Consider the following 23309-nt stretch of genomic DNA (forward strand, 5'->3'; position numbering starts at 1 on the left):
AACGAGGGCATCCGTGCTTGGATGGCTCCTCAAGACCAACCCCACGAAAACTTCGAGTTCCCTGAGGAGGTTCTACCTCGCGGTAACGCACTCTAATCTTGTCAAGAGAAGTTTTTACGAACCTCTCGACTTGATGCTTAGCAATCTATGGGTTGCGATAGGATGTTGACTTTCTTCCTTTTATAAACTACAGCCTCCACAACTTAGTGGAGGCTTTTTTGTGCTTTGCATTTTGATGAGATCGACTACGCTTTGAATCTTTTATCTCGATGCTTCTGATTCTTGTCTGCTACAACTTCGACTCCCTCTACTAAGCTTCCTAGCAGAAAGCAAAACATTGCTGGAGGAAGACAAACTTTGAGATTAAAAAATGCTGGTACAGCCAAGCTGAAGGCAATAAAAAATAGAAGGGTAGAAAGTTTAGGCTTGGGTTTTGCTGCCAGCATAATCAATAAGTCGTGCTTCGATTCTGCTGAAAGCATTCCCCTACGGATCATGAAAAGTATCATAAATTGCTCTGCTTAATCAAATCTTGTTTTGGCGATCGCTAAATTATGAAGAAGGTGAATAGTTGACGGTAAACGCTGCGCTACACTCCATGAAGACAGTTGACGATAACTGATAACTGTACAAGCAGGTTTTGAACGAAGATTATGGCTAAAGCCCGTGAATCTGTTTGCTAAACTCGCACGGACAGTTTGACGCGACGTGCTACAACGGGGGACACCCCCGCAACGCAGAAGCAAATCAACGGGGGATACCCCCGCACGCAACTGTCCTCCCCTACGACAACTGACAACTGATAACTGATTTCACGCAAAAGGTAAATCGTGTGTTATCGTAAGTAAAGCAAACGACGGCAGGGCTAAACGCTCTGACCTCTTGAGACTAAGACCGCTTAGGCAACAAGGAGGTGATGCCCATGATAGAAAGTAGTAAATGCATGGGTCATCAGGTTGAAGCTAGCCGGCTGCGCGCCGGAGCCGTTCTCTAAAGTTAGCCTTAGTCTTTTTGAGACTGAGATAACTCAAAGACCCAGGCTGGTTTGGAGTTCCTTCCGGCAGTCAGGTTTCAATCTGAAGACCCAACTAGACCGCTCTTACTTCGATCGCAAGATCCCTAGTAAGAGCGGATAGCTTTTTATAGGGGAATTTGACTGGTTTTGGTAATTGATTTTTTTATCTCGCGCAAAGACGCAGAGGCGCAAAGACAAACCAAGGTCGAGCCAACTACCTATTACCAATTACCATTTCAATTACTTCTATTGGAAGAATTTATTTATAGGCTCAAAGAATGATAATTCTAGACTAGAGAAGATTGTAAAAGGTGGTTCTAAATTCATGGCTCATCCTAGCACAGAGGAAATTTCTGCTCAGCTAGACAGCCCCAATAGTCGCGATCGCATGGTGGCTTTAGCCCAGCTGCGTCACGTCCCAGCTGTTGAAGCCGTACCTTTGATTAAAAAAGTCCTCGATGATGAGATTTTGCAAATTCGCTCGATGGCTGTATTTGCTCTAGGTATAAAGCATACAGACGAATGCTATCCAATTTTAGTGCGCTTGCTAGAAACCGACGCAGACTACGGCATTCGCGCTGATGCCGCTGGCGCGTTAGGGTATTTGGGCGACCCGCGTGGAGTTGAACCATTAATTCGGGCTTTCTATGAAGATACAGAATGGCTAGTCCGCTTTAGTGCAGCAGTATCGCTGGGCAACCTCAAAGATCATCGCGCTCGGCAAGTCTTGCTACAAGCCTTAGATAGTGATGAAATAGTCATACAACAGGCAGCGATCGCGGCAATTGGCGAAATTAGAGACTTAGAAGCGATCGAGCCAATTCTTCGCTTTGCTCAAGCGGAAGATTGGCTGGTAAGACAGCGTCTAGCAGAAGCATTAGGCAACCTTCCCAGTCCTAAAAGTGTTTCCGCCCTTAAATACATGGAAAAAGACAATCATTTTCAAGTCGCTGAAGCCGCCAGAATTTCACTGCAACGCTTGGGCGAAAACTAGGGAATTCGGAATTTGGAATTCGGAATTCCGAATTCCGAATCAACTTACCCCAAACCCCATACCCTATTCTTGTTAGTCTAAATTAAGAGAAATTTTAAGAACTGTTGCTTTAGGATTGTAGCTGCATGAATATTCAAGAGTTTTTTGAGCTGAGTGCTGGTAAATGGTTTTCCCATCGCACCAGTCACCACCTTGCCTTTAAACAAGCTGAGGATGGCAAATCGGATATTGTAATTGAAACGCTGGCGTTGGATTGCCCAGAGGTGATTAAACTTTGCGAACAATATGGAATCGAACCTGGCTTGGCAACGTGCGGGGCGCGAGTCAGCTGGAATGGAACGATGGAATGGGATGAAGAAAAACACACTGGCTCTACCGTGCTGGTTTCTGTCCCTGATGCCGATAATCCCAACCAAGGTAAGCTGTTACGGGAAATGGGTTATGCTGAAAAAGCCCCTGTTGCCGGACGCTACATGATGGGCGGCGATAAAGCACTGACTCTAATTACTGAGTACGAAACCATGTTTTCCGAAGAGAGACTGTGGTTTGCTAGCCCTAATTTACGGATGCGAGTTAGCGTCTTAAAGCGGTTTGGTGGCTTCAGCATGGCTTCCTTTACCTCTGAAATTCGCATGGGCGGAGTGCAGCCCTCTGCACAAGCAGTAGAAGCTTTTAATGCAAGCTAATTTTTGAGGGAACGGGAAAGAGAGCTGAGGGAGACAAAGAAGAGGGGGGAGAAGTCCCAAGTCAGAACTTAGGAGCAATATTTCTTTCTCTGCTCCCTGCTCCCTGCTATTAGTGATACTGAGAAATTGCTTTGAGTTTAGTACAAAAATCAGAAGCTTTTGTAGTTCCTGGGTTAAATTGACGAATTGGTGGCTGGTGGAAACTACCGCTCGATTTAGGTGAAGCACTACTTGGTAAAGGATGATGGCGCTTTAGATCGGATTCGTGGCGATCGCGCTGACTCTCTCGATCTGATGCCTGACGTTTTTCAGCAGTTGCAGGAGTAGCATTAGGAGCAATCTCTACGACTGCAACCGCAGCCGATCGTTTATGACTGGCGTTAGCTCTAATTTTATGAAGGTGACGAGCAACATCATTCAGTTGCCTGGGTTGAGTAGAAGTGGTATCCGTTCTCGCTTCACTGGTTCGGCGATCGCCACGATTCAGTGGTGTAACAGGTGCGATCGCGATTGGACGATAATGAACTTCGGGTAATAGCGGGTAGCTTGGCTGGGCGCTCAAGCGCGGTTGAATGTTGCCGCAGACAAGTCGCTCAAACTCGCAATTGAAATGAGGTTGAATCTGACCTCGCCGCTGCCAGATACTTAAGATTTGCTCGACGGAGACTGCCTTGTAACGACCTTGGTAAAGAGCTTCGATTGCTGCCAAGCGCACCCAGTTCGCCGGATAAAACCTCAGCCAGCGTTCGACTAATTCGCGAGCATTATGACCACCCAGGTCGAAAATATAGTGTAGTAATAATGCGACTGCGCTATCAGCAGTTGAATTCCAAGCTTGTGTCAACATTAGCTAGCCTACACTTCTACAATAAAACATGCGATCGAATTTAGCCTAATTTTATTTATACGCACAATCCCCCCGTAAGGATATTAAGTTGCTCTTGCCTAACTGCACAACGAAATTTATATTGTTTTAATTTGGCAGCAGAGATCGGTGATTCAGTTGTCAGCGTACAGACGTTACATGTAACGTCTGTACGAAGTTATCAGTTGTCAGGATTGTAGGGACGAGTATTTTGCAGCTCTCCGTGCGATCGCCAAGAATTGTGTGGTTACAACCTTTCCGTACAGCAGAGCAATGCGCGATCGCAGACATGAAACGAAAGACAAGAGGTTAATAATTCCGAATTCTCAATTCCGAATCCCTCAGTCTCTACTTTCGCCATACCAATAGTATGACTCCAGCAACGATAAATCCTAAAGCAATGATTTGATTTAAAGGAATTGACTCTCGAAAGACAAAATAACCCAATATGACTGAGAAAACATAGGACAGGGAAGCAGCGGGACCAGCAACACTTAGGTTTACTCTCGTCAATACCAGAATGTAGAAGAATGCTCCCATGCCATAGCAAGCCAATCCTACTAGCAGTTCTGGAGTGCTGAGGATTCCGAGTAAATGGCTAACCATATTAGTGGCATTAACTTTTCCTAACTTTAATGCGCCTGTTTTGAGTAACCATTGCCCAGCTACACTCGCTAGGATCGAAATTAAGAACAATCCGAATTCTGATAAAGTCACGCAACAATCCTTGTGGCAATTAATTCGGTTTACTAGTTTACGCTAGCGAGGCTCTCGCTAACGCTAATATTGTTTCGGCATGTTTTGGTAAATTTGTAGGTAGAAACTTTATGACAAATCTGGCAATTTCTCCAAATACGCAAGAGCAAATTGAAGCTTGGCTGCGCGGTTTACTGGCAGTAGCCTGGGCAGATGGTGATTTTGAGGCACACGAACGAGAACTCATTCCGACTCTGGCACTAGGAGAATTAAAACCCACAGACAAACTAAGTGCCATGACACCAATTACAGTAGAGGAACTTGCTGCGGCGCTGGGACAAAACCAGAACATGGCAGAAAACTTTTTACGCACAGCTGTCATGGTGGCGATCGCCGATGGTACTTACTCTACCCCCGAAGACGATCTGTTACATCAGTTCTGCCACGCCCTCGGTCTACAAGATAACGTACTTGTCTCCCTGCGTCATACTCTATGCGATCTCGGCGATCGCCCGCAAGATGAGTTAGGTTCTCATCCTTATATAGATGTACTCCACCCCGTGCGCGACTGGCTCGATGGGTTAGAAATCCACGATCCCAAAGTTGCCCATTTTTTATGTAAAATGATACCTCCCCAATGTCCTTTTGAACGAGATATCAAACTCTTCGGTCATAAAGTCGTCCACATTCCCCCTTTATGCAAGCTCAACCCACTATACGAACAACTAGTAGGCTTGCGCTTCCGTGCCTTGTCCTACTTGGCAGATGACTGTGGCGAAGATGTTTCAGAATATATTTAAGAGTCATTAGTCATAGATGCGACAAATGACAAATGACCAATGACAAATAACCAATCATGCAATTTATCGATCGCGCGGAAATTGAAGTGCTAGCTGGTAAAGGTGGCGATGGAATCGTCGCCTTCCGCCGAGAAAAGTACGTACCTGCTGGCGGACCTGCTGGCGGAAATGGTGGTAAAGGCGGTTCTGTGTTCTTAGTAGCAATGGAAAATCTGCAAACTTTGCTAGATTTTCAGTACGCCCGCAGTTTTAAAGCCAAAAATGGCGAACGTGGTGGACCGAATAACTGCACGGGAGGCGCAGGCGAAGACCTATATCTTGAGGTTCCCTGCGGTACGGTTGTCTACGATCGGGAAACTGGAGAAATTATCGGCGATCTCGTCCTTTCAGGTCAAGTTTTGTGTGTGGCTGAAGGTGGTAAGGGAGGACTGGGTAATAAATATTTCTTAAGTAACCGCAACCGCGCTCCAGAGTATGCTCTACCAGGATTGCCTGGAGAACACAAACTATTGCGCTTAGAGTTAAAACTGTTGGCAGAAGTTGGCATTATTGGACTACCTAATGCCGGAAAATCAACTCTCATTTCTGCTTTATCTGCTGCTAAACCGAAAATCGCCGACTATCCTTTCACCACCCTAGTACCGAATTTAGGAGTCGTCCGCAAGCCAACGGGTGACGGAACTGTATTTGCTGATATTCCTGGGTTAATTGAGGGAGCGCATGAAGGAGCTGGGTTAGGACACGAATTTTTACGTCACATCGAACGCACTCGGTTATTACTCCATTTAGTTGACGTTAGTAGCGAACAGCCTTTGTCTGACTACCAAATTATCCAGCAAGAATTAATTGCCTACGATCGCGGACTAGCAGAACGTCCCCAAATCTTAGCTCTCAATAAAGTCGATGCAGTAGATGAAGCCACGGTAAAGGCGATCGTCCAACAGTTAGAAGATAAGACTGGAATGCAAGTCTTAACAATCTCAGCTGTCACCCGTCAAGGATTGGACGCACTGATGCAACAAGTCTGGTCTATGCTCGACGAACTCAATACTGCTAAATAGTGTCATTGGTCATTTGTTGTTGGTTGTTGGTTGTTGGGAAGTGGCGCTTTGGCGCTGCGGAACTAGATTCTTGTCTAGCCACTAGCCACCAGCCACTAGTCACTGATAACTGATAGACGTTTACATCCAAAATAGATTAAACTTGTAATGAGTTCATATAAGTAACTAAGAACTCGACAGTTAATTGTTAAGTCTCGTACAGTTTTATGCAGGTTGTAATTTTCCAAACAAAAGCGAAACGTCATTAGCAACGGTATGGGATTAAACGTATTAACCTGAAGCTCTTAGTACAAATTCAAAGCAGACTCAGTGTTTGAAACTAAATAGAAGATAAAATCATCACTCATTGACATGGGTAGTTAAGCTACATAAATTTAGCTCAAAGATGCGGATATGCAACAAGAAGCGGCAGCAGTAAAACCAATTCGATCTCTAGAAGATGCTTTAGAACGGTGTCAGCACTTAGGTATGCGCGTCAGCCGCCAGCGTCGTTTTATACTAGAGTTACTATGGCAGGCTAAAGAACACTTATCGGCAAGAGAAATTTACGATCGCCTCAACCAGCAAGGTAAAGACATCGGACACACCTCGGTGTACCAAAACTTAGAAGCACTGTCATCCCAGGGTATTATAGAATGCATCGAGCGTGCTGACGGTCGCCTGTACGGTAATATCAGCGACTCCCACAGCCACATCAACTGTCTGGATACGGCTCAAATTCTTGATGTTGAGGTGGAATTGCCAGAAAGCTTGCTGCGGGAGGTTGAAGCCAGGACAGGTGTAAAAATTACTGACTATAGCATTAATTTTTACGGCTACAGGCAGTAACAAAAAACAACAATTTGCGGTACGCTCTGCATGGAAGCAGCCAAATAACGCATGATGAGCGATCGCCCTATTAACCTACTAATAATCGATCCAGACTCTATCTACCGCACGGGTTTGAGGGTCGTTTTAGAGCAAGATCCACATATACGAGTAGCAGCAGAAGCAGCCGATAGTCAGGCTGGCTTGCAGAATGTATCAGCAATAGGAATAGACGTAGCGATCGTCGAGCTGAGATTGTCTGATTCCTCTATCATGGGATGGCAACTATGTCAGCAAATCAAAACTCAATATCCCAACCTGCCGATCCTCATACTGACTTGCCACCCCGAACCCAGTCAACTCGCCGCAGCAAGACAAGCGGGTGTAGAGGGATTTTGTCATAAAGGAATTACCGCAGAGGAAATAATTCATATAATTCGAGAATTGGTAGCAGGGCGATCTTATTGGGAGTCGAAAATTGTAGGGGTGGGTTTATCAGATGTGTCTGGAAGCCAACCTACAATACAGACAAACCCGCCCTTCCAATGGTTTTTAATCGGAACCCGCGATCGTCTGCGCCAATCGGGTTTGCAACAAATAAACGGTAATTTGGCGCAAGTCACAGCAAGGCTGCAAGAACCTGGACTCCCTACACTCGATCGCGCTATGTTGGCAGGACAAAGGCGAGAATTATTAGCAGCGCGGTGGGTTGTCGATCGGTTGTTAGCGGTAGGGAATGAGGAAGGACAAGGAAGACAGGGGGGACAAGGGAGACAAGGGAGACAAGGGGGTAATTCCAAGCCACCAGTTACTCACCCGACTTTTGACTTCTGACTTTTGACTTTTGACTTCTGACTTTTGACTTTTGAATTCTGACTTTTGACTTTTGACTTCTGATGCTATGATCGCAAAGGATTGGGGCTGTAGCTCAGTTGGATAGAGCGAGCGCCTCCTGAACTATCGGGCATCATAGAGGAAACTCTATGTATGAATGCGATCGAAGTCGGTGAACTCTAAAAAGTTAGCAGACCGCGATCGAACTCCCAGTGATGATTAGGACATAGAGCAACTAAGTTGTTAATGTCGTTGATCTGAGCTATGGGTGTATCCTCTGCAAAGTCCTGTATGGGTCTAATATGACAAACCTCATAGTGTTTGTTATAGCCGCAGATGATGCATTGTTTGGGTTGATTGGAGCGACGGTAGACGTTTCGAGCAACTTGACGAACTCTAGCTGAATGCTGGTATAGGGCTTTAGCCCTCAGCTCACTGAGAGTAAGACACGACCAATCTACGTATGAGGGATTACAAATATCACAAGTAGTTCTTCTACCAGTCACGAGTATACGGCAGTGTTTGCAGTATCTCGGCTTGTGACCCTTCCTCTTTTTAGGAAACTTCTGATTGTTGTAGGAAGCAGCACACGAGCGACTACAAAAAGCTGGATTGATTGTTGTCTGACCGCAATGTTTGCACTTCATGGGAATACCGAGCCAAGCCAAAGTAAAGTGAATAGCAAGTTTTGAGTATCTATTTGAGTATCTATTAGAACTTAAAACTTAAAACTCAGGAAGACTTTGGAAGGTGTAGAGACTAGGTGGTCGCCACCTACGGGCTAAAAGCCTATGGTGAAGGTATAGTCCAGAGAGTGGGGAAACTCACACAAATCTGAAGCGCTAGGTCGCGCGTTCGAGACGCGCCAGTCCCGTCAAAATTCAAGCCTTACAGCTATGTCAGCAGGGAAAGCTGTTTGCCTGAATGACCAACGCTCGACGCTTGTAATCGCGTGTTCAAAGTGTCATAATTCACAAAACTAGCTAATATAAGTGTTTTCATACCTAGCAATAGATGTAGGATTGAGCAGGAATAAAGCAGCTTTTTCCTTCGTTGCTTCAGATAAATGAATTTGTGCCAAAGTAACTAATCCTTCCGTGACAAAAGAATCTCTAACTACAGCATTTTCTCGACCATTAAAGGAAGTTTCATAAAAAACTTCTTTAATCCCAGCTGAAATAATTAACTTTAAACAAGATAGACAAGGTTCTAGGGTGACATAAATACTCGCCCCATCAGTAGATGTACCGTGTTTGGCAGCTTGGGCGATCGCATTTGCCTCTGCATGTACAGCCCGCGATGGTAGGCTCTTACTAGCGTCACAACTGCTCAACCCTGGATAGCAGTATCCTTGAGCAGTACAATGAGCCGAACCAGACGGCGAACCGTTATAACCTGTTGCTACAACCTGCTTGTTTTTAACAATTACCGCGCCAACTGGAAAAGCAAGGCAAGTTGAACGAGTAGCTGCTAGTTTAGCCAACATTAAAAAGTACTCATTCCATGTTGGTCTTTGGTCATCGCTAGCTGTCATTTTCCGTCCTGGTTATATAACTTTCCTGTTTTCAAACACTCGGATGCCTTTTGCAACTCCATTCCTAAATATCCAGAATGATCTGGACGAATAGAAGGAGAAGCAGCACAAATTTCTCTTAATAGCTTCAAGGGATTTTTCCCAGAATAGCAGGCAACAACCTCACCGCTACCAGGTGTTGTTTGGGTAACAACTATCTCACCATCTGTAACTTCAATTAGGAAATTTCCACATGGATCGTTGTAGTCTAATTGTTTAGAAATTACCGCATACTGCTGCTTAATCAGTCGATCTACGTTTTCCCAAGTATCGTCATATATGTGGGCTGATTGGCTCATTGTAATCAGCGGTCCCATGCGTAAATCGTAACTAGAACGAGCGGCAATTTCATCTCGAATATGCTGTTGTAATGCTCTCAATCCCATAGCGTTTGCAGCCCATGCAGAAAACATATCGTTACTGCGTAACGTCGCTGTTAATGATATTTCTTGCTCGACAACTCTCACCCAAATATGATTTAAACATGGGCTACCACCTTTTTCATGGTCTTTCACATCCCACAGTGTCATGACGGCACTAGCAGCATCGATCTCTCCAATCAGCTTTTGAATCACCTGCTCGACTTGATCCCGACCAAAATGCGATCGCAATCTTTGACCGTAACTATATTTCACCCCTTCTCTATAGGGCTGGTCGTCTAAAATCTGCGAAAGATATTCTTGAATAAAAGCGCGATCGCATGGTAGATAATTTGGTTCGGGAAAATAGAAACCCTCTGGTTCATCAGTGACAATTGCCATCAAATCGATCAATTCCTGCCATTGCCCATCGTAGCCAGTAGGTCGAATTGTTCCTGTCGTTTTGATTCGGTGAATAATTTTCACCCAAGTTTCAGCAATTGTTTTTCCTTCAATTCGATGTCCGTAACGAGTCCCAGGTAAAACTGTAGGAACTACACTCCCTATAGGAAATTCTAAAGGCACACCCCAAGGCTGTATTTCTTGTTGTTGAGTCACAGCAACAAAATTGCGCGTCTGCTCAACTGCTTCAGTAATCGAAAACACTTCCTTGACTACAAGATTTTGCCGCAACTGTTCCAATGCACGAGCATCGACTTCCAGATCGATATACCCAGAAATGGAGGAACGAATCATCCAGCAGTGCTTTCCCGTATCGCTTGACCCTGCTGCAAAGCCATGCTCAAAAAAATCTAACAAGCACTTCGTACCCCCTGAGTTTCTATCTTCTTTAGTAGCGTTGAGAACGACTAAGAAACGAACGTGAGGATTGGCGAGTAAATTGCGGATCAGCAAGTTAATTCCCCGCGTTGGCGAGTATAACTGTCCGATGACTGCATATTCGCTCTGTTGCAAATGCTTGGCGATCGCCTGTTTGACAGTCCAACCAGTCACGACTGCAACTTGTCCAGTGCCATATAATAGCTGGTTTGGTTTATGCGAAGGTCTGTAATGGTACTGTTTTGTAGAATCGGTGACTGTCACAGGCTTACATCACAAAAGTAACTCTTGTAGAATACCTAAACCTGAAACAAAATTGCCAGTTACTCGTATCTTTTTACATTCGTCATCGGCGATCGCTACCAATTTGCTCTGTGTAGCAAAATAACCCACATCCATATCTACGCGAGTAGCTAGCACAACTTCACAAATAAAACTGCTGGGCAACAAAAAACCTCGACTCAAAAGCCGAGGTGCAAGAGGAGGAATTAAATGCTGATGGGAGCTACTATTGTCGAAACTTTGAATATTGATATTACAAAAAACTTAGCTAGCAATAAGAGCTACTAGTACCGTAGCTAAAACAAGTAAACCAGCGATCGCGCCTTGAAAAGCATAGCGACTCTGTTGTTCTGGGGATGGATACTCGGAGTAGTACATTTGTGGCTCAGTAGCGTAGTTATTTAGAATGCCTTCTTCGTTGGTAGTCGTGTACATAGTGTTTACTTCCTGTTTCTTAACTCTTGTAAACTAATGTAACAATATTGTTACGAAAAAGCAAGATAGCTTGACAAATAAAAAATAAATAGTAAATAAAAGTAGAACTTATCGCTCGGCGAGCAACTACCAACTACCAACTACCAACTACCCATTACCCATTACCCATTACCAACAGACAAAAGAATTGTTGTAATGTATTGACTAACTCAGTTTCGGCAGACAAGAGCTGCTAATGTATGGTATATATCTACTGTAATCCCACCGATAAACTGGAAATTAGAGGGATAAGTTATTGTCGAATGCTGACAACTGATTCCTCAGCCTCCAGCCCCTAGCCCCTACCTCAATCAAAATGGGTATTGTTGTAGAAAACGTCACGAAACAGTTTGGCAGTTTTACCGCTGTTGAAAACGTCAGTTTAGAGATTGAAAGTGGTTCATTAGTCGCTTTGTTGGGTCCGTCAGGATCGGGTAAGTCTACGCTTTTACGTCTGATCGCGGGGTTGGAGATGCCAGATAGCGGTAAAATCTTGCTGACGGGCAAAGATGCGACCAATCAGAGCGTACAGGATCGGAATATTGGGTTTGTATTTCAGCACTACGCGTTGTTCAAACACATGACGGTACGCCAAAACGTCGCCTTTGGGATGGAAATTCGCAAAGCCACCAAAGGGAAAGTTAAAGGGCGGGTAGAAGAATTATTAGAGTTAGTACAATTAAAAGGATTGGGCGATCGCTATCCTTCGCAACTTTCAGGCGGACAGAGACAAAGAGTCGCCTTGGCGCGGGCGCTAGCGGTAGAACCAAAAGTTTTGTTACTAGACGAACCCTTCGGGGCGTTAGATGCCAAAGTGCGGAAAGATTTACGCGCTTGGTTGCGCCGCCTCCACGATGAAGTCCACGTTACAACAGTATTTGTCACCCACGACCAAGAGGAGGCGATGGAAGTTGCTGATGAAATCGTGGTGATGAACAAAGGTAAAGTCGAACAGGTAGGAACGCCAGCCCAAATTTACGATCGTCCTGCTACAGCATTCGTGATGAGTTTCATTGGTCCTGTGAACGTGTTACCGAGTACGGCGAAAATATTTCAGGGTAGCGGGTTTGATTCTGCCCATCCAGAAATCTTCTTACGTCCCCAGGATGTGGCGATCGAGACAGAACCTAACGCTACGAGTGTCCCTGCAAGAGTCAGTCGGATTATTCATCTGGGCTGGGAAATTCAGGCAGAGTTAACCTTGGACGACGGACAAGTGGTCATGGCGCACTTAACACGCGATCGCTTCGACCAGCTGCAACTCGAACCGCAGCAAAAGGTTTATGTCAAACCCAGAGAAGCGAAATCTTTTCCGTTATACTATTCGATTTAATGTCATTGGGAAGTATCAATCTAAATGTGTAGAGACGTTACATGTAACGTCTCTACACTGACAAATGACCACTGAACAATGGCTACTTGCGGAATCGAAAAGAAAACAATATGAACTGGTTTGGTTTATCGCGCAAACAATTTTGGTCGTGGGGAAAATTCTTTAGTCTGCTAAGTCTATGCTGCTTGCTGATTGTCAGTTGTAACACTTCCCGTCCGCCAGCACAGACAACAACCCCTACTCCTGGTGGTAGTGACGGTAACAGTCGCATTACAGTGGGGACGACACTAAGACCGAGAACGATCGATCCCGCAGATAATTACGAGTTAGCAGGCAGTAATATTACTACTAGCTTATGCGATCGCCTCTACACATACAAATTAGGTACGGGAGAACTAGAACCTCAGCTAGCTACAGCTTTACCTAAAGTCAGTCAAGATGGATTGACTTACACGATTCCCATCCGTCAAGGAGTCGTTTTTCATGACGGAACTCCATTCAACGCCGAAGCGATGGCATTTTCCCTAAATCGGTTTATCAAAAATGGCGGAAAACCAAGCGCGCTGCTGTCGGATGTTGTCAGTTCTGTAGCAGCAACAGGAAAAGAGGAAATCACAATTAAATTAAAAAACTCTTTTGCGGCGTTCCCTTCAGTCTTGGCTTTTCCAGGGATGTGCGCCGTCTCTCCCAAAGCCTATCAAATTGGTAGCGGCAAATTTTTACCGACAAAATTTGTTGGCACGGGACCCTATCAGTTAAGGCAGTTTACACCGAATTTGGTACGGATGGATGCATTTGATAAATATTGGGGCGCAAAACCGACAAATCAAGGTATTGACTTTCAAATTCTCTCGAATGCAGCAAACTTATACAATTCTTTCCGTACGGGTGCAGTAGATATTGCCTATCAAACCTTCGATCCGCAACAGGTAGAGAGTTTAAAGCAGCAAGCAACATCAAAGGGATGGCAGGCAATTGAAGAGAAAAGCAATACTGTCACCCACATGATTTTGAACGTCAAGCAAAAGCCTTTAGACCAATTGGAAGTCAGACAGGCGATCGCTTCAATGATAGATCGTCCCCTACTGATACAACGAGTTTACCAAAATCAGGCACAACCACTCTACAGTATGCTGCCCGATACCTTTGATAGTTACAAACCCGTGTTTCAATCAACTTATGGCGATGGGAATGTAGAGAAAGCAAAAGCCTTACTAGCCAAAGCGGGATATACCAAAGAGAACCCGTTGAAATTGCAAGTCGTTTATCCTGGCTATTCCCTAATTCGAGAACAAATTGCAGGCACTTTGAGGGGATATGCAGCGCAGAAACTTGAAGGGATAATTCAAATTCAGCCCCAGCCAGAAGAATCAGCTACCTTTTTCGCCAACCAAGCCAAAGGAGCATATCAGGCAATTTTACAAGATTGGTATCCCGACTTTGGCGATCCCGATAACTACATTCAACCATTTTTGAGTTGTCCCAAAGGCGACGCTAGCGGTTGCGAGAATGGTGCTAGTCAAAGCCAAGGTTCGTTCTACTACAGCGATCGCATGAACAAGTTAATTGCCCAACAGCGCCAAGCACAAGATCCGCAAGCGCGGGCAAAAATCTTTGGCGAAATTCAAGATTTAATTGCCCAAGACGTGCCAATTATTCCTCTAGTTCAAAATAAAGACTACGTTTTTGCCCAAAAAGGACTTCAAGGCGTACAAATCGACCCGATTTTGAAACTTCCCTTGTGGCAGATGAAAAAAGGATAGATCTGTAGAAACGTTCCATGGAACGTCTCTACAATCGTAGGCTAGCGATCGCGCCAAAGACAAGACAACCAAAGGCGATACGTAGGAGAAACGGTAGCTTATAAATACTTGCAACTACAACAACTATACTTGCAGCGATCGCCCCCCAAATTTCTACAGTTGACTCTCCCAAATCAGCCACGCTACTAGTAGCCATTACTAAAATTACCGCAAAACCAACTTTATCCAACCAACCCGCTTGCAGCCGATCCGTCCTTACCCAAATACTCACACTTCGCATCAAGAAAGTACCCAAACCAGCCAGTAAAATTACCCACCAAACATGCATCTAAACTTCACCCTTTCTTAGCGTTCTTAACTTTGCGTCTACTCCTACGAGAAGTCGCTTTGCGCCTTTGCGTCTTTGCGCGATCTAAAAAACCCTTTGCAACTACGGAAAAATTTTAGGCAACACCACAGCCACGAAAGTCACCCCGAAAATCGAGAGTAAAAAACCCCACGTTCCCCAACCTTGAGTTACCAGTACCAAACCAACACCGATCGCCACTACCAACCACTCTCTACCGAGGCGATCGCCAATACTATCGACTAAAAGACAGATAAACAAACTCGGCAAAGCAAAACTCAGCCACTGTACGGGTAACTTTGCCCCGATTTGACATCCCAACCAAGTTCCAGAGATCCAACTCAACCAACATAGAATATGGATGCCGAAATAGTAGAAATGCGATCGCGGTTTGCTAGTAATATCTAGAGCAAAAGCCTCATCTGTAAGCCCGTGAGCCAGGAATAATCGCTGTCCTAGCCCAAAAGAGTTAAAAATGCGATCGCTAGCCAGACTCATCGGAATATGCCGCAAATTAATCAACAGCATCGTCAGCACGATACTTACCCAGAATAAGTCTTGCTTCACTCCTTCCAAAGCGGCAAATTGGGCAGCACCAGCATAAACCCAAATAGACATAGTAACTGCTGCTGGCGTGGATACACCTATCCCAGTTGCCAGCGCCCCAAAACTCATCGCTACAGGGAAATAGCCAACTCCCACCCCCAAGGCGCGATGAATGCCTTTCAAAAACTCATGCATTGACCGTTCTCGAATCCGCTACAGCATTAGTTTAGTTAGTGGGGGCAAATTCAGTCTTGAACGATCTTGCTCTAGATTTATTCAGTAACAGCGTGTTTCAGTGGTGGCAAATACCTTGAAACGAAGCACGAGATTTTCGCCTGCCTGCTCTCATGCAGTATTAGCCTACTGGTTGACACATTAACATAGAATCAAATATCGTATCCTGTCGTGAGAACTTGAAATGGATGCTTTAGTCCAAGGACTCGACATAAAACTGCGCCAATGGCAACTTGATATTGCTCATCAGGTGAGACAATACCTGGTGGAGATTATTGAACTGGCAGACCAAGACGCTTTAGATACTCTTCGTTCTAGAGCAGTTGAACAAGAAGTGTTGGATTTGATTGATGAACCTAAAACCAGGTGAGGTGTGGCTGGCTGATTTAGGACTTGCAGCCAAGACGCGCCCTGTCATCATTGTGTCTCGCTACGATCCTACCCCCTTTGAACTCTCGTTTGCCACAATCTATAGGTGAAATACCGCTGGCTATAGCTTTAATACAGAAACGGAACTAATTTCCAAGTTTTGTCTGCATATATCTTGTATTCTTCTCCAAAACTTGCTTCTAGCATCTTCTCTTCTACACCAATTCGGTAAGCCCGGGACGTAATTCCGATAACTACAATAGCTATCAACACAACCCAATTCGTAACGGCTAATCCCGCGCCTATCTCCATCAGTAATGTTCCAAGATATCCAGGATGGCGAATAACGTTGTACGGAGCTTGATTTACAATTTTCTGCCCTTCGATAACCTGTAATGTCCTTGTATAAAACTCACCCAGCGTTTTAGCAGCCCAATATCGCATTGCTAATCCACCAAGCATCAGTGTTAATCCCAGCCAGCCAACATTTGCATGGCTCCAGTATCCGACTTCATAAGTATTTAAGATAGGCGCAGTAATGACCAGCAAAATACTGATCGTGCCACTGCTCCACAGCACTTGAGAACTGCCTGCATCAGCTAGTCCTGGTTTGAGCTTGAGTGCCTGTTCACCTTTTCTCAACGAACGCTCCATCACAAAGTAGCAAGCAATCAAGAGGTATGCCGAGACAGTTGTAATTGTCATACTGACTTTTCTAAATACAGAAATAAATCATCTAGAACTACTATATTTTCCTGGCGTAACTCCGACGCTTAAGATGCAGAAAATCAAGTAATTATTAAAAGCTCGATTGTGTCTTCTCGATCGCCTGCGAATCAATTTCGATCGCGCTCAGATTTAGGTGGAGATGATGCAGAACGACCCAGAATTAGTGGAATACTCATAGTTCCCAGAGCCATCATAATGACTGCCAAAAGCCAAATCACTAAACGGTTGGGGCGATAGTTACCGCTTTCAATTTGCCCAAAAACTCGGTTATATCGCCAAGCTGCTAAGGCAATCGTGAAGATGCCAACTACAACTAGGCTAACCCCCAAATTCTCGGAGCTAACTAAATTGCGATCGGCAACCGTAGGTTGTTGAGTCACGGCTGTTTGAAGTTGGCGCAGAAATAGACCGAATCGAGCGATCGCAAACCCAAAACCAATTAAAGCGATCGCAGTCCGCAACCAAGCTAAGAAAGTCCGCTCGTTGGCTTGATGTTCCCGTTGGCGATCGATTTCCGATTTTCTGTTCGTGCTATTTTTCATTCAGATTCCCAATTGAAGGGGAGTTGGGGAATCGACTGCGTAACTTCTGACCGAGATATATTTAACACTGCTTTTCTCTTGCGACCAAATCGGCAACTGATTCACCTTTTGTAGCGTTAAATCTACATATTTCATGCCTTTCTCGCCAACTATCTCCATACCAAAATAGCCTTCTGCACCATCATGTTCGTGCGGTCCGCTCGAATGTACCGTATAACGACCCTGCCTGACAGCCTGATTAAACGGCGAACCTACCGTCCCAATCCAGCGAGAGGGAAAAATAATTCTGCCAATATCCTCTACCCAGTCTCGTTGACCTTGTAAATGATAAATCTGGTCAGCCGTGTTAAAACCATCTGTGCCACCAAACACACCTCCAATCGAGACAACTGCAATTTGAGTGTTTGGCAGCCATCGAGCGAGATATGGAGTTGCGGCAAGGGCAACTTGAGCGCCACCACTCGTCCCCATCAATAGAATCTTAATTGGTTGCTGAGAGGTTTGGGATAAGGGGTGAGCTGCTTGCATCCGGTCAACGATCGCGTTAGCAATCCCCAGGTTATAGACTTTTCCATAGCGATCGTCGGCAGAAATCGCAAAACGCCAGAGGTTGCGAATTTTTATTAATACATCCGCCACACCATACCAACCTTTAGCCTCGTCTGCAAAACGCCACAAGGGAGCTAAAAAGCGCTCTCCCCCCAAACTTTCATTTGCGGCTGAATAGGGAAAGACATCGCGTACGGTAACGCAGTTAGGATGCGCTTGTTCGAGACGGTTGAGAAAGACTTCTTCCCCAGGTAATAGCTGGTTAGCAGAAAAATCTCCCACACCTGTTAAAAAGACAATGTAACAATTTATATTTGCCGACTGCGCCTGAGAATTTGAACTGCCACTCAATCGCAATTGCTTATCTGGCTTTGGTTTTAGCCCCAAACTCTCCACTTCTTGAGATAGCCACCAAACCAAAGTTCCCACGGGTGAGAACATGCCCCAAATCAAAAGTATAATTCCCGCTAGAACTAGCAGTCTTAAGCTTCCGCTCCGCAGCCAATTGACAAACCTCACCATAAGATTGATTGGAATTGGTAATTGGTAGTTGGTAGTTGGTAGTTGCGAATGACCATTAACCATTCACTACTCACTTTTCAAGGAATTTAAAGTGCGCGATCGAAATAGCAATCTTTGGAGTTTACTACGGGAAGCACTAACTTTAGACCCTAATTTTTACGAACATATTCCGATCAACGCGAAAAACCGCCGCTTCGCCCAAATAGTGGTTGTTCTTGCAGCCATCTCCTACTCTCTTGGTAGTGCTGTGATTTTTTTAATCAACCGAATTCCCCTACCGTTGTTAATTTTGAGGCTCTTGGGTAGTGGGATCGGTGTCGTCATCGGCTACTACTTTTGGACTTTGACGATTTGGAAAATTGGTGACTGGTTTAAACCAAATCACGTAACTTATCGAGCGCTGATGATTCCTCTAGGCTTGGCTTACGCCCCCCAAGCTCTCAACTTTTTAACTCTGGTTCCTCTATTGGGTCAACCAATTGAGCGAATTTTAGCCGTGTGGAGTTTGCTAGCGGCAATTGTAGCAGTCCGCCAAGGTCTAGATATTTCCCCTGGTTGGGCGATCGCGATCTGTTTAATCGGTTGGATACCGCTTCAAATGACAATCGGTCTAGTCAGAGCGATCGCCTGAAAAGACAGAATTCGGAATTCGGAATTCGGAATTCGGAATTAAATCGCGCACCACGCAACTACCAATTACCAACCATCAACTACCCATTACCCATTACCAACTACCAATTCCCCACACCCTGATAACTGTCAACTGATAACTACTCTTGGGATTTTTCCTGTCCTTCGTCGGAGATTGCTTGTTTGATTTCTGGGCTGTCGAGTAGCTCTTTTGCCATATCCATGAACTTGAGACTATCGGGATGGATTGACTGTCGCCGCAAAATAGGAATTTCTTCATTGGAAGAATTGTTGTTTGCTGGACGGTCTGCGTCTGAGTACATAATTCCTAACTTGAACTCGCCTTTTAGAAAATTGTATCGAGTTTGTCTCTATATTGCGATCGCAATTGCAGTAGAACACTGCGATCGCAATTGAAGTAGAACACTGCGATCGCAATTGAAGTAGAATGCTGCGATCGCAATTGAAGTAGAACACTGCGATCGCAATTTCGATAGAAAGCTATAAAGCTTACGCCTGCACCCGAAAATCGTGGATCGACCACCAAGCTTTTTTCTCTTGTTTGTTGACGATGCGAATATAGCGACCTCTCACAGGAGAATTTAAGCCGATCCTCGTCACGGGAGAACCTAGACCTTGATATACTGGTTTGCCAAATTGGTTGGGATTGTTACCTACATAAACCTCAAATCTTGTCAAGTAATCGTCTCCTGAAGATCCTACATTCATGACGATCGCTCTAACTGTTTGGGGCGATCGCATATCGACCTGAAACCAATCGCCATTTGCGATCGCATCTCCACTGGTATAGCGCGTATCTGAGTTGCGATCGATTGCCATATCTGGCGCTTCTCGATCCCACGTACCTTTGCGGCTGGCTGAGGCTTGCCAGTTACGCGAATTTAATTCATTTTTGCCCACAACCGTTCTTTCAGTTCCAGCACGATAAACTAAAAATTCGGCAAACGACCAATCGGGCTTTGACTTTTTCGCAAATCTTTGCGGGACAATTCTGATATACCTAGCTTTTTGCGTCGGAAAAGACACTTGCATTCGTGCCATTGCATTTCCTTTGACACTGGCAACCAACTTTCCTTTTGACTTTGCCGTATTAGAGACATAGACCTGATAGTCTCGTAAAAAACTACTAGCGGCTTTGCGAGAATCCATCACGATTCTATTGAACGACTGCGACGAACCCAGATCGACAGCAAACCAATTACTAGAACTTGCATTGGCGATCGCAAATTGCGTCCGAAAGTCATTGTCAATTGCGGCTGCGGCATTTCCTCCCGAACTACTTGCTTTCCAAGCAAAACGATTCAGTTCAATTCCTCGTTTCGGTTCGGAGAGATTATGGGAATCATCCCACACTTGTTCGCCCAACCAAGTTAAATTCGTCGGGCGACTGCCATTTGTTTTATTAACACTATCGCCACTCGCCCCACCCGTATCGGACGTTGCGAGTGCGTTCCAATCCCATGCCCAATAATGCCATACAAGTCTGCCAATACCACGCTTTTTTGCCACTGCCAAAGATATACGGGCGGCTTCCGTCACGTCTAAATCTGCTTGTGAATTGCCTGTAGTGGCAGCATACTCGCCAATAATCATTGCCAATCCTTTTTTCTGGACGCGATCGACAAAATTATCGAGTTTATTTAAATTCCAATTCCAATTAACATAAGTATGCAGGCTAAAGACAACTCTTCTTCTCGGATCGGTTTTTAAAAGTTGTTGTCCGTAAGTTAAAAACGCACTGGTAGAGTCTTTAATAAAGTTAGCTTTGGTCGTGCCGTTGCCGTCTTCAGAACCAAAGTTGTAACCATCAACTACAATAATATTATTTGCACCTGCTTTGCGTATATCTTGGATTAGCAGTTTGTGCATGTCATACCAATATTTTTCGACTTTATTTGTTCCCCCTGGTTCGTTCATAATGTTGAACCAGACATAGGGATTATTTTTATAACGAGTGGCAATTTTGCGCCAAAAATTACGTAAATCTTGTAAGGATGGATTGGAATCTTCAGTGTAAAAACTACCTGAATGGTCGTGACATTCAAGCATAATTACTGTTCTGGGATTACTGCCAGCATAGGCTTTGACGTATTTATCTATTAGCTTATCGGTGACAAACCAATTCGGATCGCTACCTGGTTTCAGTACTAATGATAGTCTGACGGTATTAAACTTCCAGACATTTTTGATATATTTCACATCTTTGGCACTCGATTGATCTGTCCAAATGCCAATATTTGCTCCTTTCATTACAAACGGCTGTCCGTTAGGAGCAAAAATTTTCGTACCTCTCACAGTAAATTCTTTTGCACTTGCTGCTGGAGAAAATCCAATAAAAATTATGCAAAGAAACGCCATAACAAATATGAGTGTAAAAGAAATTTTTCTCATGGCGTTACCTATCCTCTGGAAAAGCGATCGCGCAAAGACACGAAGGCGCTAAGGCTAATCTTTTGCGTCTTTGCGGCTTTGCGCGAGATTAACAAACAGTTGCCATTCTAGCGCTGCCTAGCCAGAGGTGACGATGATTTCAGCACAACTCGTTCGCCATAATTTAACAGCCTTTCAAGAGTAGTCAGGCGATTTGACCACACGTTGACTTGGTAAGAATTTTCTAACGCTTGCGATCGCATCCAATTTTTAAACTGAGTCTGGAAGCTATTTAAAGCTGTTCTAGCTGCTGCTAAGTTACTGGCAGAAGGAGTTTGAGCTAAGCGATCCAAAGCAGTCTCTAAGTTTTGCGATCGAGTATTAAACTCACTCAGTGCCGTCCCCTTCAACCAAAGCCGCTCGTTTGCCAGCAAGAATTGCCACTCTTGGCGCAAATTAACATAACGCGCCGCTGCTGTGTGGAAAGGCTGACGATAAGGGACTGGTGCAGTCACTTTGACTTTTGTGCCTTGGGTGTTGTGAAAAACTTGCTGGAGTTCATCGTTGAGGTTTTCTACAGCAAAAAGGGCGTAACCGCTCCCGGGTAAGTCTCTAACGAGCTGAATTTGGTCGAATGCACCCATAGTTGGTAAGTTCAGCAAGCGAATTCCTGGCAACAGCAAAGCCGAACCGAGTTTGCTAGAGGTAATCCAGGGTTGGGCGAGGCGCTGAAAACGGTAGGAATCTAGAGCATAAGTCATCGGCACGATCAAATCTACATCGCCGCGATTTGCCCAGACTTCCCAGTGTTGCTGTAACTTATGGGTGCGATCGTGTTCTGATAGAGGAAAGACAGCCACAGACATCACCAAGTTAGGGCGCTTTTGCTTCAAGTAGCGGGAAGCTTGAGCGACAAAACTATCGATTTGTTGCGTGCGAAACTGCGTCCACCTTTGCCATAAATCGCGATCGCTTGGTTTAATTGTCGTTGGGTCTACACCCGTCAGTTGTTGAAACTGCTGCCTGGCGGCAATTCCGTAACCATAAGTCCGGTCGGCGCTGGGGTCTTGGAAAGGATAGCGGATGTAGTCTAGTTGCAAACCATCCACGTTGTAGCGGCTGACAATTTCTTCATAAAGCCGTAATAAATATTGTCTGGCGGCGGGGTTGGCTGGGTCTAAAAATGGCTTACCTTGACCGGGCGGAAATAAACTCCCGCGATTATCGTAACTCGCCCACTCGGGATGAGCGGCAATGACGGGTCCTGGATAATCTGCGGGTAAATTTATCAGCGTATTATGACGCTTGTTGCCTACGGCAAAAGTCCACACCCAGGCATGTAACTCCATATTGCGATCGTGGGCTAACTTCACCGCTGATGCTAATGGGTCCCAGCCTCTAACTAGTGGGTTAGGTTGAGGTGCAACTTGACTGGGATAGATCGGATAGCCAGCATTAACGGTTTCAAAAAAGATTGTATTGATGCCAGCAGCGGCGAGACGGTCAAAAATCTTTGCCAATCCTTGCTCCGAACCCGCACGAATAATACTACCTCGGTCTAGCCACATCGCCCGAATTTCTGGTTGAGCCGCGTACTGTTCGACGGGGTAGTTTTGCCATAGTAGTGCTTGTGCTTTGTGCCATTGCTGACGCGCCCCCGCAAAGTCCTTTTGAGCGATCGCCTGGGGTAAAGTTTTGGCAATTGCTTTCGCCTCTGCCACTGCCCTAGCTGCCGATTCTGGTAACGTACCCACAAAGGAGCCAGTTGTTGCCACAGCGGTTGTTTCAGAGTTAGTCAGCTGTGCCGTTGCATTATGATTAGCTATGCTGCCACTAAAAGCACGAGCTGCTAACTGAGCGCTTTCAAATCTGCCAATCAGATTATCTAACTCTTGTTTAAGCGCAAATGCCTGTACCCCATCTAAACCTGGTGGGGCAATTCGTTCGATCGCCTCATCTGCTGGTAGTTTGTTGTTGGTAATTGGTGATTGGTGATTGGTAATTGGTAATTGGTGATTGGTAATTGGTGAATTCTTCTCTGTCCCTCTGCTCCCTTGTCCCCCTTGTCC

General features: G+C 45.0%; 27 protein-coding genes and 2 pseudogenes. 12 read left to right on the forward strand and 17 right to left on the reverse strand.

Annotated elements, in window-relative coordinates; genetic code table 11:
- Positions 1-96: pseudogene (locus C7Y66_RS33490) on the forward strand (photosystem II protein D2); the annotation flags it as partial.
- 149 nt (positions 97-245) lie between these two features.
- On the opposite strand, the gene C7Y66_RS22055 reads toward C7Y66_RS33490, so the two are convergent.
- Positions 246-509, reverse strand: a complete 264-nt coding sequence (locus C7Y66_RS22055) for a hypothetical protein (protein ID WP_146149845.1) — start codon at positions 507-509, stop codon at positions 246-248.
- 831 nt (positions 510-1340) lie between these two features.
- Between C7Y66_RS22055 and C7Y66_RS22060 the strand changes: the two genes are divergently transcribed.
- Both C7Y66_RS22060 and C7Y66_RS22065 read left to right on the forward strand, forming a co-directional pair.
- Entirely contained in the window at positions 1341-2009 is a 669-nt protein-coding gene (locus C7Y66_RS22060) for a HEAT repeat domain-containing protein (protein ID WP_015153744.1), read from the forward strand.
- 125 nt (positions 2010-2134) lie between these two features.
- Complete coding sequence (locus C7Y66_RS22065; protein WP_106547236.1) at positions 2135-2695, forward strand: phycobiliprotein lyase; 561 nt, start codon at positions 2135-2137, stop codon at positions 2693-2695.
- Positions 2696-2804: 109 nt separating this feature from the next.
- On the opposite strand, the gene C7Y66_RS22070 is transcribed toward C7Y66_RS22065, so the two are convergent.
- Positions 2805-3542 carry a hypothetical protein gene (locus tag C7Y66_RS22070; protein ID WP_015153742.1) on the reverse strand — a complete coding sequence of 246 codons (738 nt, stop codon included), beginning with the start codon at positions 3540-3542 and terminating at the stop codon, positions 2805-2807.
- A 366-nt stretch (positions 3543-3908) separates the two neighbouring features.
- The gene (locus C7Y66_RS22075) at positions 3909-4277 is read right to left on the reverse strand and encodes an EamA family transporter (RefSeq protein ID WP_015153741.1); all 369 of its coding nucleotides are present in this window, start codon (positions 4275-4277) and stop codon (positions 3909-3911) included.
- 110 nt (positions 4278-4387) lie between these two features.
- Between C7Y66_RS22075 and C7Y66_RS33495 the strand changes: the two genes are divergently transcribed.
- The 4 genes from C7Y66_RS33495 to C7Y66_RS22095 all read left to right on the forward strand — a co-directional run bounded on the left by C7Y66_RS33495 (position 4388) and on the right by C7Y66_RS22095 (position 7758).
- The gene (locus C7Y66_RS33495; RefSeq protein ID WP_106547237.1) at positions 4388-5056 is read left to right on the forward strand and encodes a Mo-dependent nitrogenase C-terminal domain-containing protein; all 669 of its coding nucleotides are present in this window, start codon (positions 4388-4390) and stop codon (positions 5054-5056) included.
- Positions 5057-5112: 56 nt separating this feature from the next.
- A complete protein-coding gene (obgE, locus tag C7Y66_RS22085) occupies positions 5113-6117 on the forward strand; it encodes a GTPase ObgE (protein ID WP_106547238.1) in 1005 nt (334 codons plus the stop codon).
- A 393-nt stretch (positions 6118-6510) separates the two neighbouring features.
- Positions 6511-6945, forward strand: a complete 435-nt coding sequence (locus C7Y66_RS22090) for a Fur family transcriptional regulator (RefSeq protein ID WP_015153738.1) — start codon at positions 6511-6513, stop codon at positions 6943-6945.
- Positions 6946-6996: 51 nt separating this feature from the next.
- Positions 6997-7758: a response regulator transcription factor gene (locus tag C7Y66_RS22095; RefSeq protein WP_106547239.1), complete on the forward strand. Its 762-nt coding sequence runs from the start codon at positions 6997-6999 to the stop codon at positions 7756-7758.
- Positions 7759-7937: 179 nt separating this feature from the next.
- Here the strand turns inward: C7Y66_RS22095 and C7Y66_RS33500 are convergent, their stop codons facing one another.
- From C7Y66_RS33500 to psb34, 5 genes are all read right to left on the reverse strand, one after another.
- Positions 7938-8405 (reverse strand): HNH endonuclease signature motif containing protein, encoded by a 468-nt coding sequence (locus C7Y66_RS33500; protein WP_146149846.1) that lies wholly within the window; start codon positions 8403-8405, stop codon positions 7938-7940.
- Positions 8406-8737: 332 nt separating this feature from the next.
- Positions 8738-9292, reverse strand: coding sequence for a dCMP deaminase family protein (locus C7Y66_RS22105; protein WP_106547241.1), 555 nt, complete (start codon positions 9290-9292; stop codon positions 8738-8740).
- Positions 9289-10794 carry a thymidylate synthase gene (locus C7Y66_RS22110; protein ID WP_106547242.1) on the reverse strand — a complete coding sequence of 502 codons (1506 nt, stop codon included), beginning with the start codon at positions 10792-10794 and terminating at the stop codon, positions 9289-9291. The genes C7Y66_RS22105 and C7Y66_RS22110 overlap by 4 nt, the downstream gene beginning before the upstream one ends.
- A 9-nt stretch (positions 10795-10803) precedes the next feature.
- On the reverse strand, positions 10804-10950 hold the full coding sequence (locus C7Y66_RS31280; RefSeq protein WP_158265977.1) for a hypothetical protein: 147 nt from the start codon (positions 10948-10950) through the stop codon (positions 10804-10806).
- Positions 10951-11076: 126 nt separating this feature from the next.
- A complete protein-coding gene (gene psb34, locus C7Y66_RS22120; protein ID WP_106547244.1) occupies positions 11077-11247 on the reverse strand; it encodes a photosystem II assembly protein Psb34 in 171 nt (56 codons plus the stop codon).
- 355 nt (positions 11248-11602) lie between these two features.
- Between psb34 and C7Y66_RS22125 the strand changes: the two genes are divergently transcribed.
- Positions 11603-12619 carry a sulfate/molybdate ABC transporter ATP-binding protein gene (locus C7Y66_RS22125; RefSeq protein ID WP_106547245.1) on the forward strand — a complete coding sequence of 339 codons (1017 nt, stop codon included), beginning with the start codon at positions 11603-11605 and terminating at the stop codon, positions 12617-12619.
- Between the two features lie 110 nt (positions 12620-12729).
- Positions 12730-14382 (forward strand): ABC transporter substrate-binding protein, encoded by a 1653-nt coding sequence (locus C7Y66_RS22130; RefSeq protein WP_106547246.1) that lies wholly within the window; start codon positions 12730-12732, stop codon positions 14380-14382.
- Positions 14383-14410: 28 nt separating this feature from the next.
- Here the strand turns inward: C7Y66_RS22130 and C7Y66_RS22135 are convergent, their stop codons facing one another.
- Positions 14411-14710, reverse strand: coding sequence for an AzlD domain-containing protein (locus tag C7Y66_RS22135; RefSeq protein ID WP_106547247.1), 300 nt, complete (start codon positions 14708-14710; stop codon positions 14411-14413).
- Between the two features lie 102 nt (positions 14711-14812).
- Positions 14813-15469, reverse strand: coding sequence for an AzlC family ABC transporter permease (locus tag C7Y66_RS22140; RefSeq protein WP_106547248.1), 657 nt, complete (start codon positions 15467-15469; stop codon positions 14813-14815).
- A gap of 223 nt (positions 15470-15692) precedes the next feature.
- On the opposite strand from C7Y66_RS22140, the gene C7Y66_RS22145 reads away from it, so the two are divergent.
- Both C7Y66_RS22145 and C7Y66_RS32605 read left to right on the forward strand, forming a co-directional pair.
- Positions 15693-15878 (forward strand): hypothetical protein, encoded by a 186-nt coding sequence (locus C7Y66_RS22145; protein ID WP_106547249.1) that lies wholly within the window; start codon positions 15693-15695, stop codon positions 15876-15878.
- A pseudogene (locus tag C7Y66_RS32605) lies at positions 15859-15954 on the forward strand (type II toxin-antitoxin system PemK/MazF family toxin); the annotation flags it as partial. The gene C7Y66_RS22145 and the pseudogene C7Y66_RS32605, both read left to right, overlap by 20 nt.
- A gap of 52 nt (positions 15955-16006) precedes the next feature.
- On the opposite strand, the gene C7Y66_RS22155 reads toward C7Y66_RS32605, so the two are convergent.
- The 3 genes from C7Y66_RS22155 to C7Y66_RS22165 all read right to left on the reverse strand — a co-directional run bounded on the left by C7Y66_RS22155 (position 16007) and on the right by C7Y66_RS22165 (position 18282).
- Positions 16007-16582, reverse strand: a complete 576-nt coding sequence (locus C7Y66_RS22155; protein ID WP_106547250.1) for an isoprenylcysteine carboxylmethyltransferase family protein — start codon at positions 16580-16582, stop codon at positions 16007-16009.
- A gap of 131 nt (positions 16583-16713) precedes the next feature.
- Positions 16714-17148: a YidH family protein gene (locus C7Y66_RS22160; protein ID WP_106547251.1), complete on the reverse strand. Its 435-nt coding sequence runs from the start codon at positions 17146-17148 to the stop codon at positions 16714-16716.
- The gene (locus C7Y66_RS22165) at positions 17149-18282 is read right to left on the reverse strand and encodes a hypothetical protein (RefSeq protein WP_106547252.1); all 1134 of its coding nucleotides are present in this window, start codon (positions 18280-18282) and stop codon (positions 17149-17151) included. It abuts the gene before it with no gap.
- Between the two features lie 28 nt (positions 18283-18310).
- On the opposite strand from C7Y66_RS22165, the gene C7Y66_RS22170 reads away from it, so the two are divergent.
- On the forward strand, positions 18311-18850 hold the full coding sequence (locus tag C7Y66_RS22170) for a YIP1 family protein (RefSeq protein ID WP_106547253.1): 540 nt from the start codon (positions 18311-18313) through the stop codon (positions 18848-18850).
- 139 nt (positions 18851-18989) lie between these two features.
- On the opposite strand, the gene C7Y66_RS22175 is transcribed toward C7Y66_RS22170, so the two are convergent.
- From C7Y66_RS22175 to C7Y66_RS22185, 4 genes are all read right to left on the reverse strand, one after another.
- Positions 18990-19172: a hypothetical protein gene (locus C7Y66_RS22175; protein ID WP_106547254.1), complete on the reverse strand. Its 183-nt coding sequence runs from the start codon at positions 19170-19172 to the stop codon at positions 18990-18992.
- A gap of 23 nt (positions 19173-19195) precedes the next feature.
- Positions 19196-19396, reverse strand: coding sequence for a hypothetical protein (locus tag C7Y66_RS30635; RefSeq protein ID WP_146149847.1), 201 nt, complete (start codon positions 19394-19396; stop codon positions 19196-19198).
- A complete protein-coding gene (locus tag C7Y66_RS22180) occupies positions 19360-21261 on the reverse strand; it encodes a cellulase family glycosylhydrolase (RefSeq protein WP_106547255.1) in 1902 nt (633 codons plus the stop codon). Before C7Y66_RS22180 ends, C7Y66_RS30635 begins: the two co-directional genes overlap by 37 nt.
- A gap of 107 nt (positions 21262-21368) precedes the next feature.
- Positions 21369-23309 (reverse strand): glycoside hydrolase family 10 protein (locus C7Y66_RS22185; RefSeq protein ID WP_106547256.1); only part of this gene is annotated, 1941 nt, incomplete at its 5' end.

Source organism: Chroococcidiopsis sp. CCALA 051, assembly GCF_003015105.1.
GTDB classification, from domain to species: Bacteria; Cyanobacteriota; Cyanobacteriia; order Cyanobacteriales; family Chroococcidiopsidaceae; genus Chroococcidiopsis; species Chroococcidiopsis thermalis.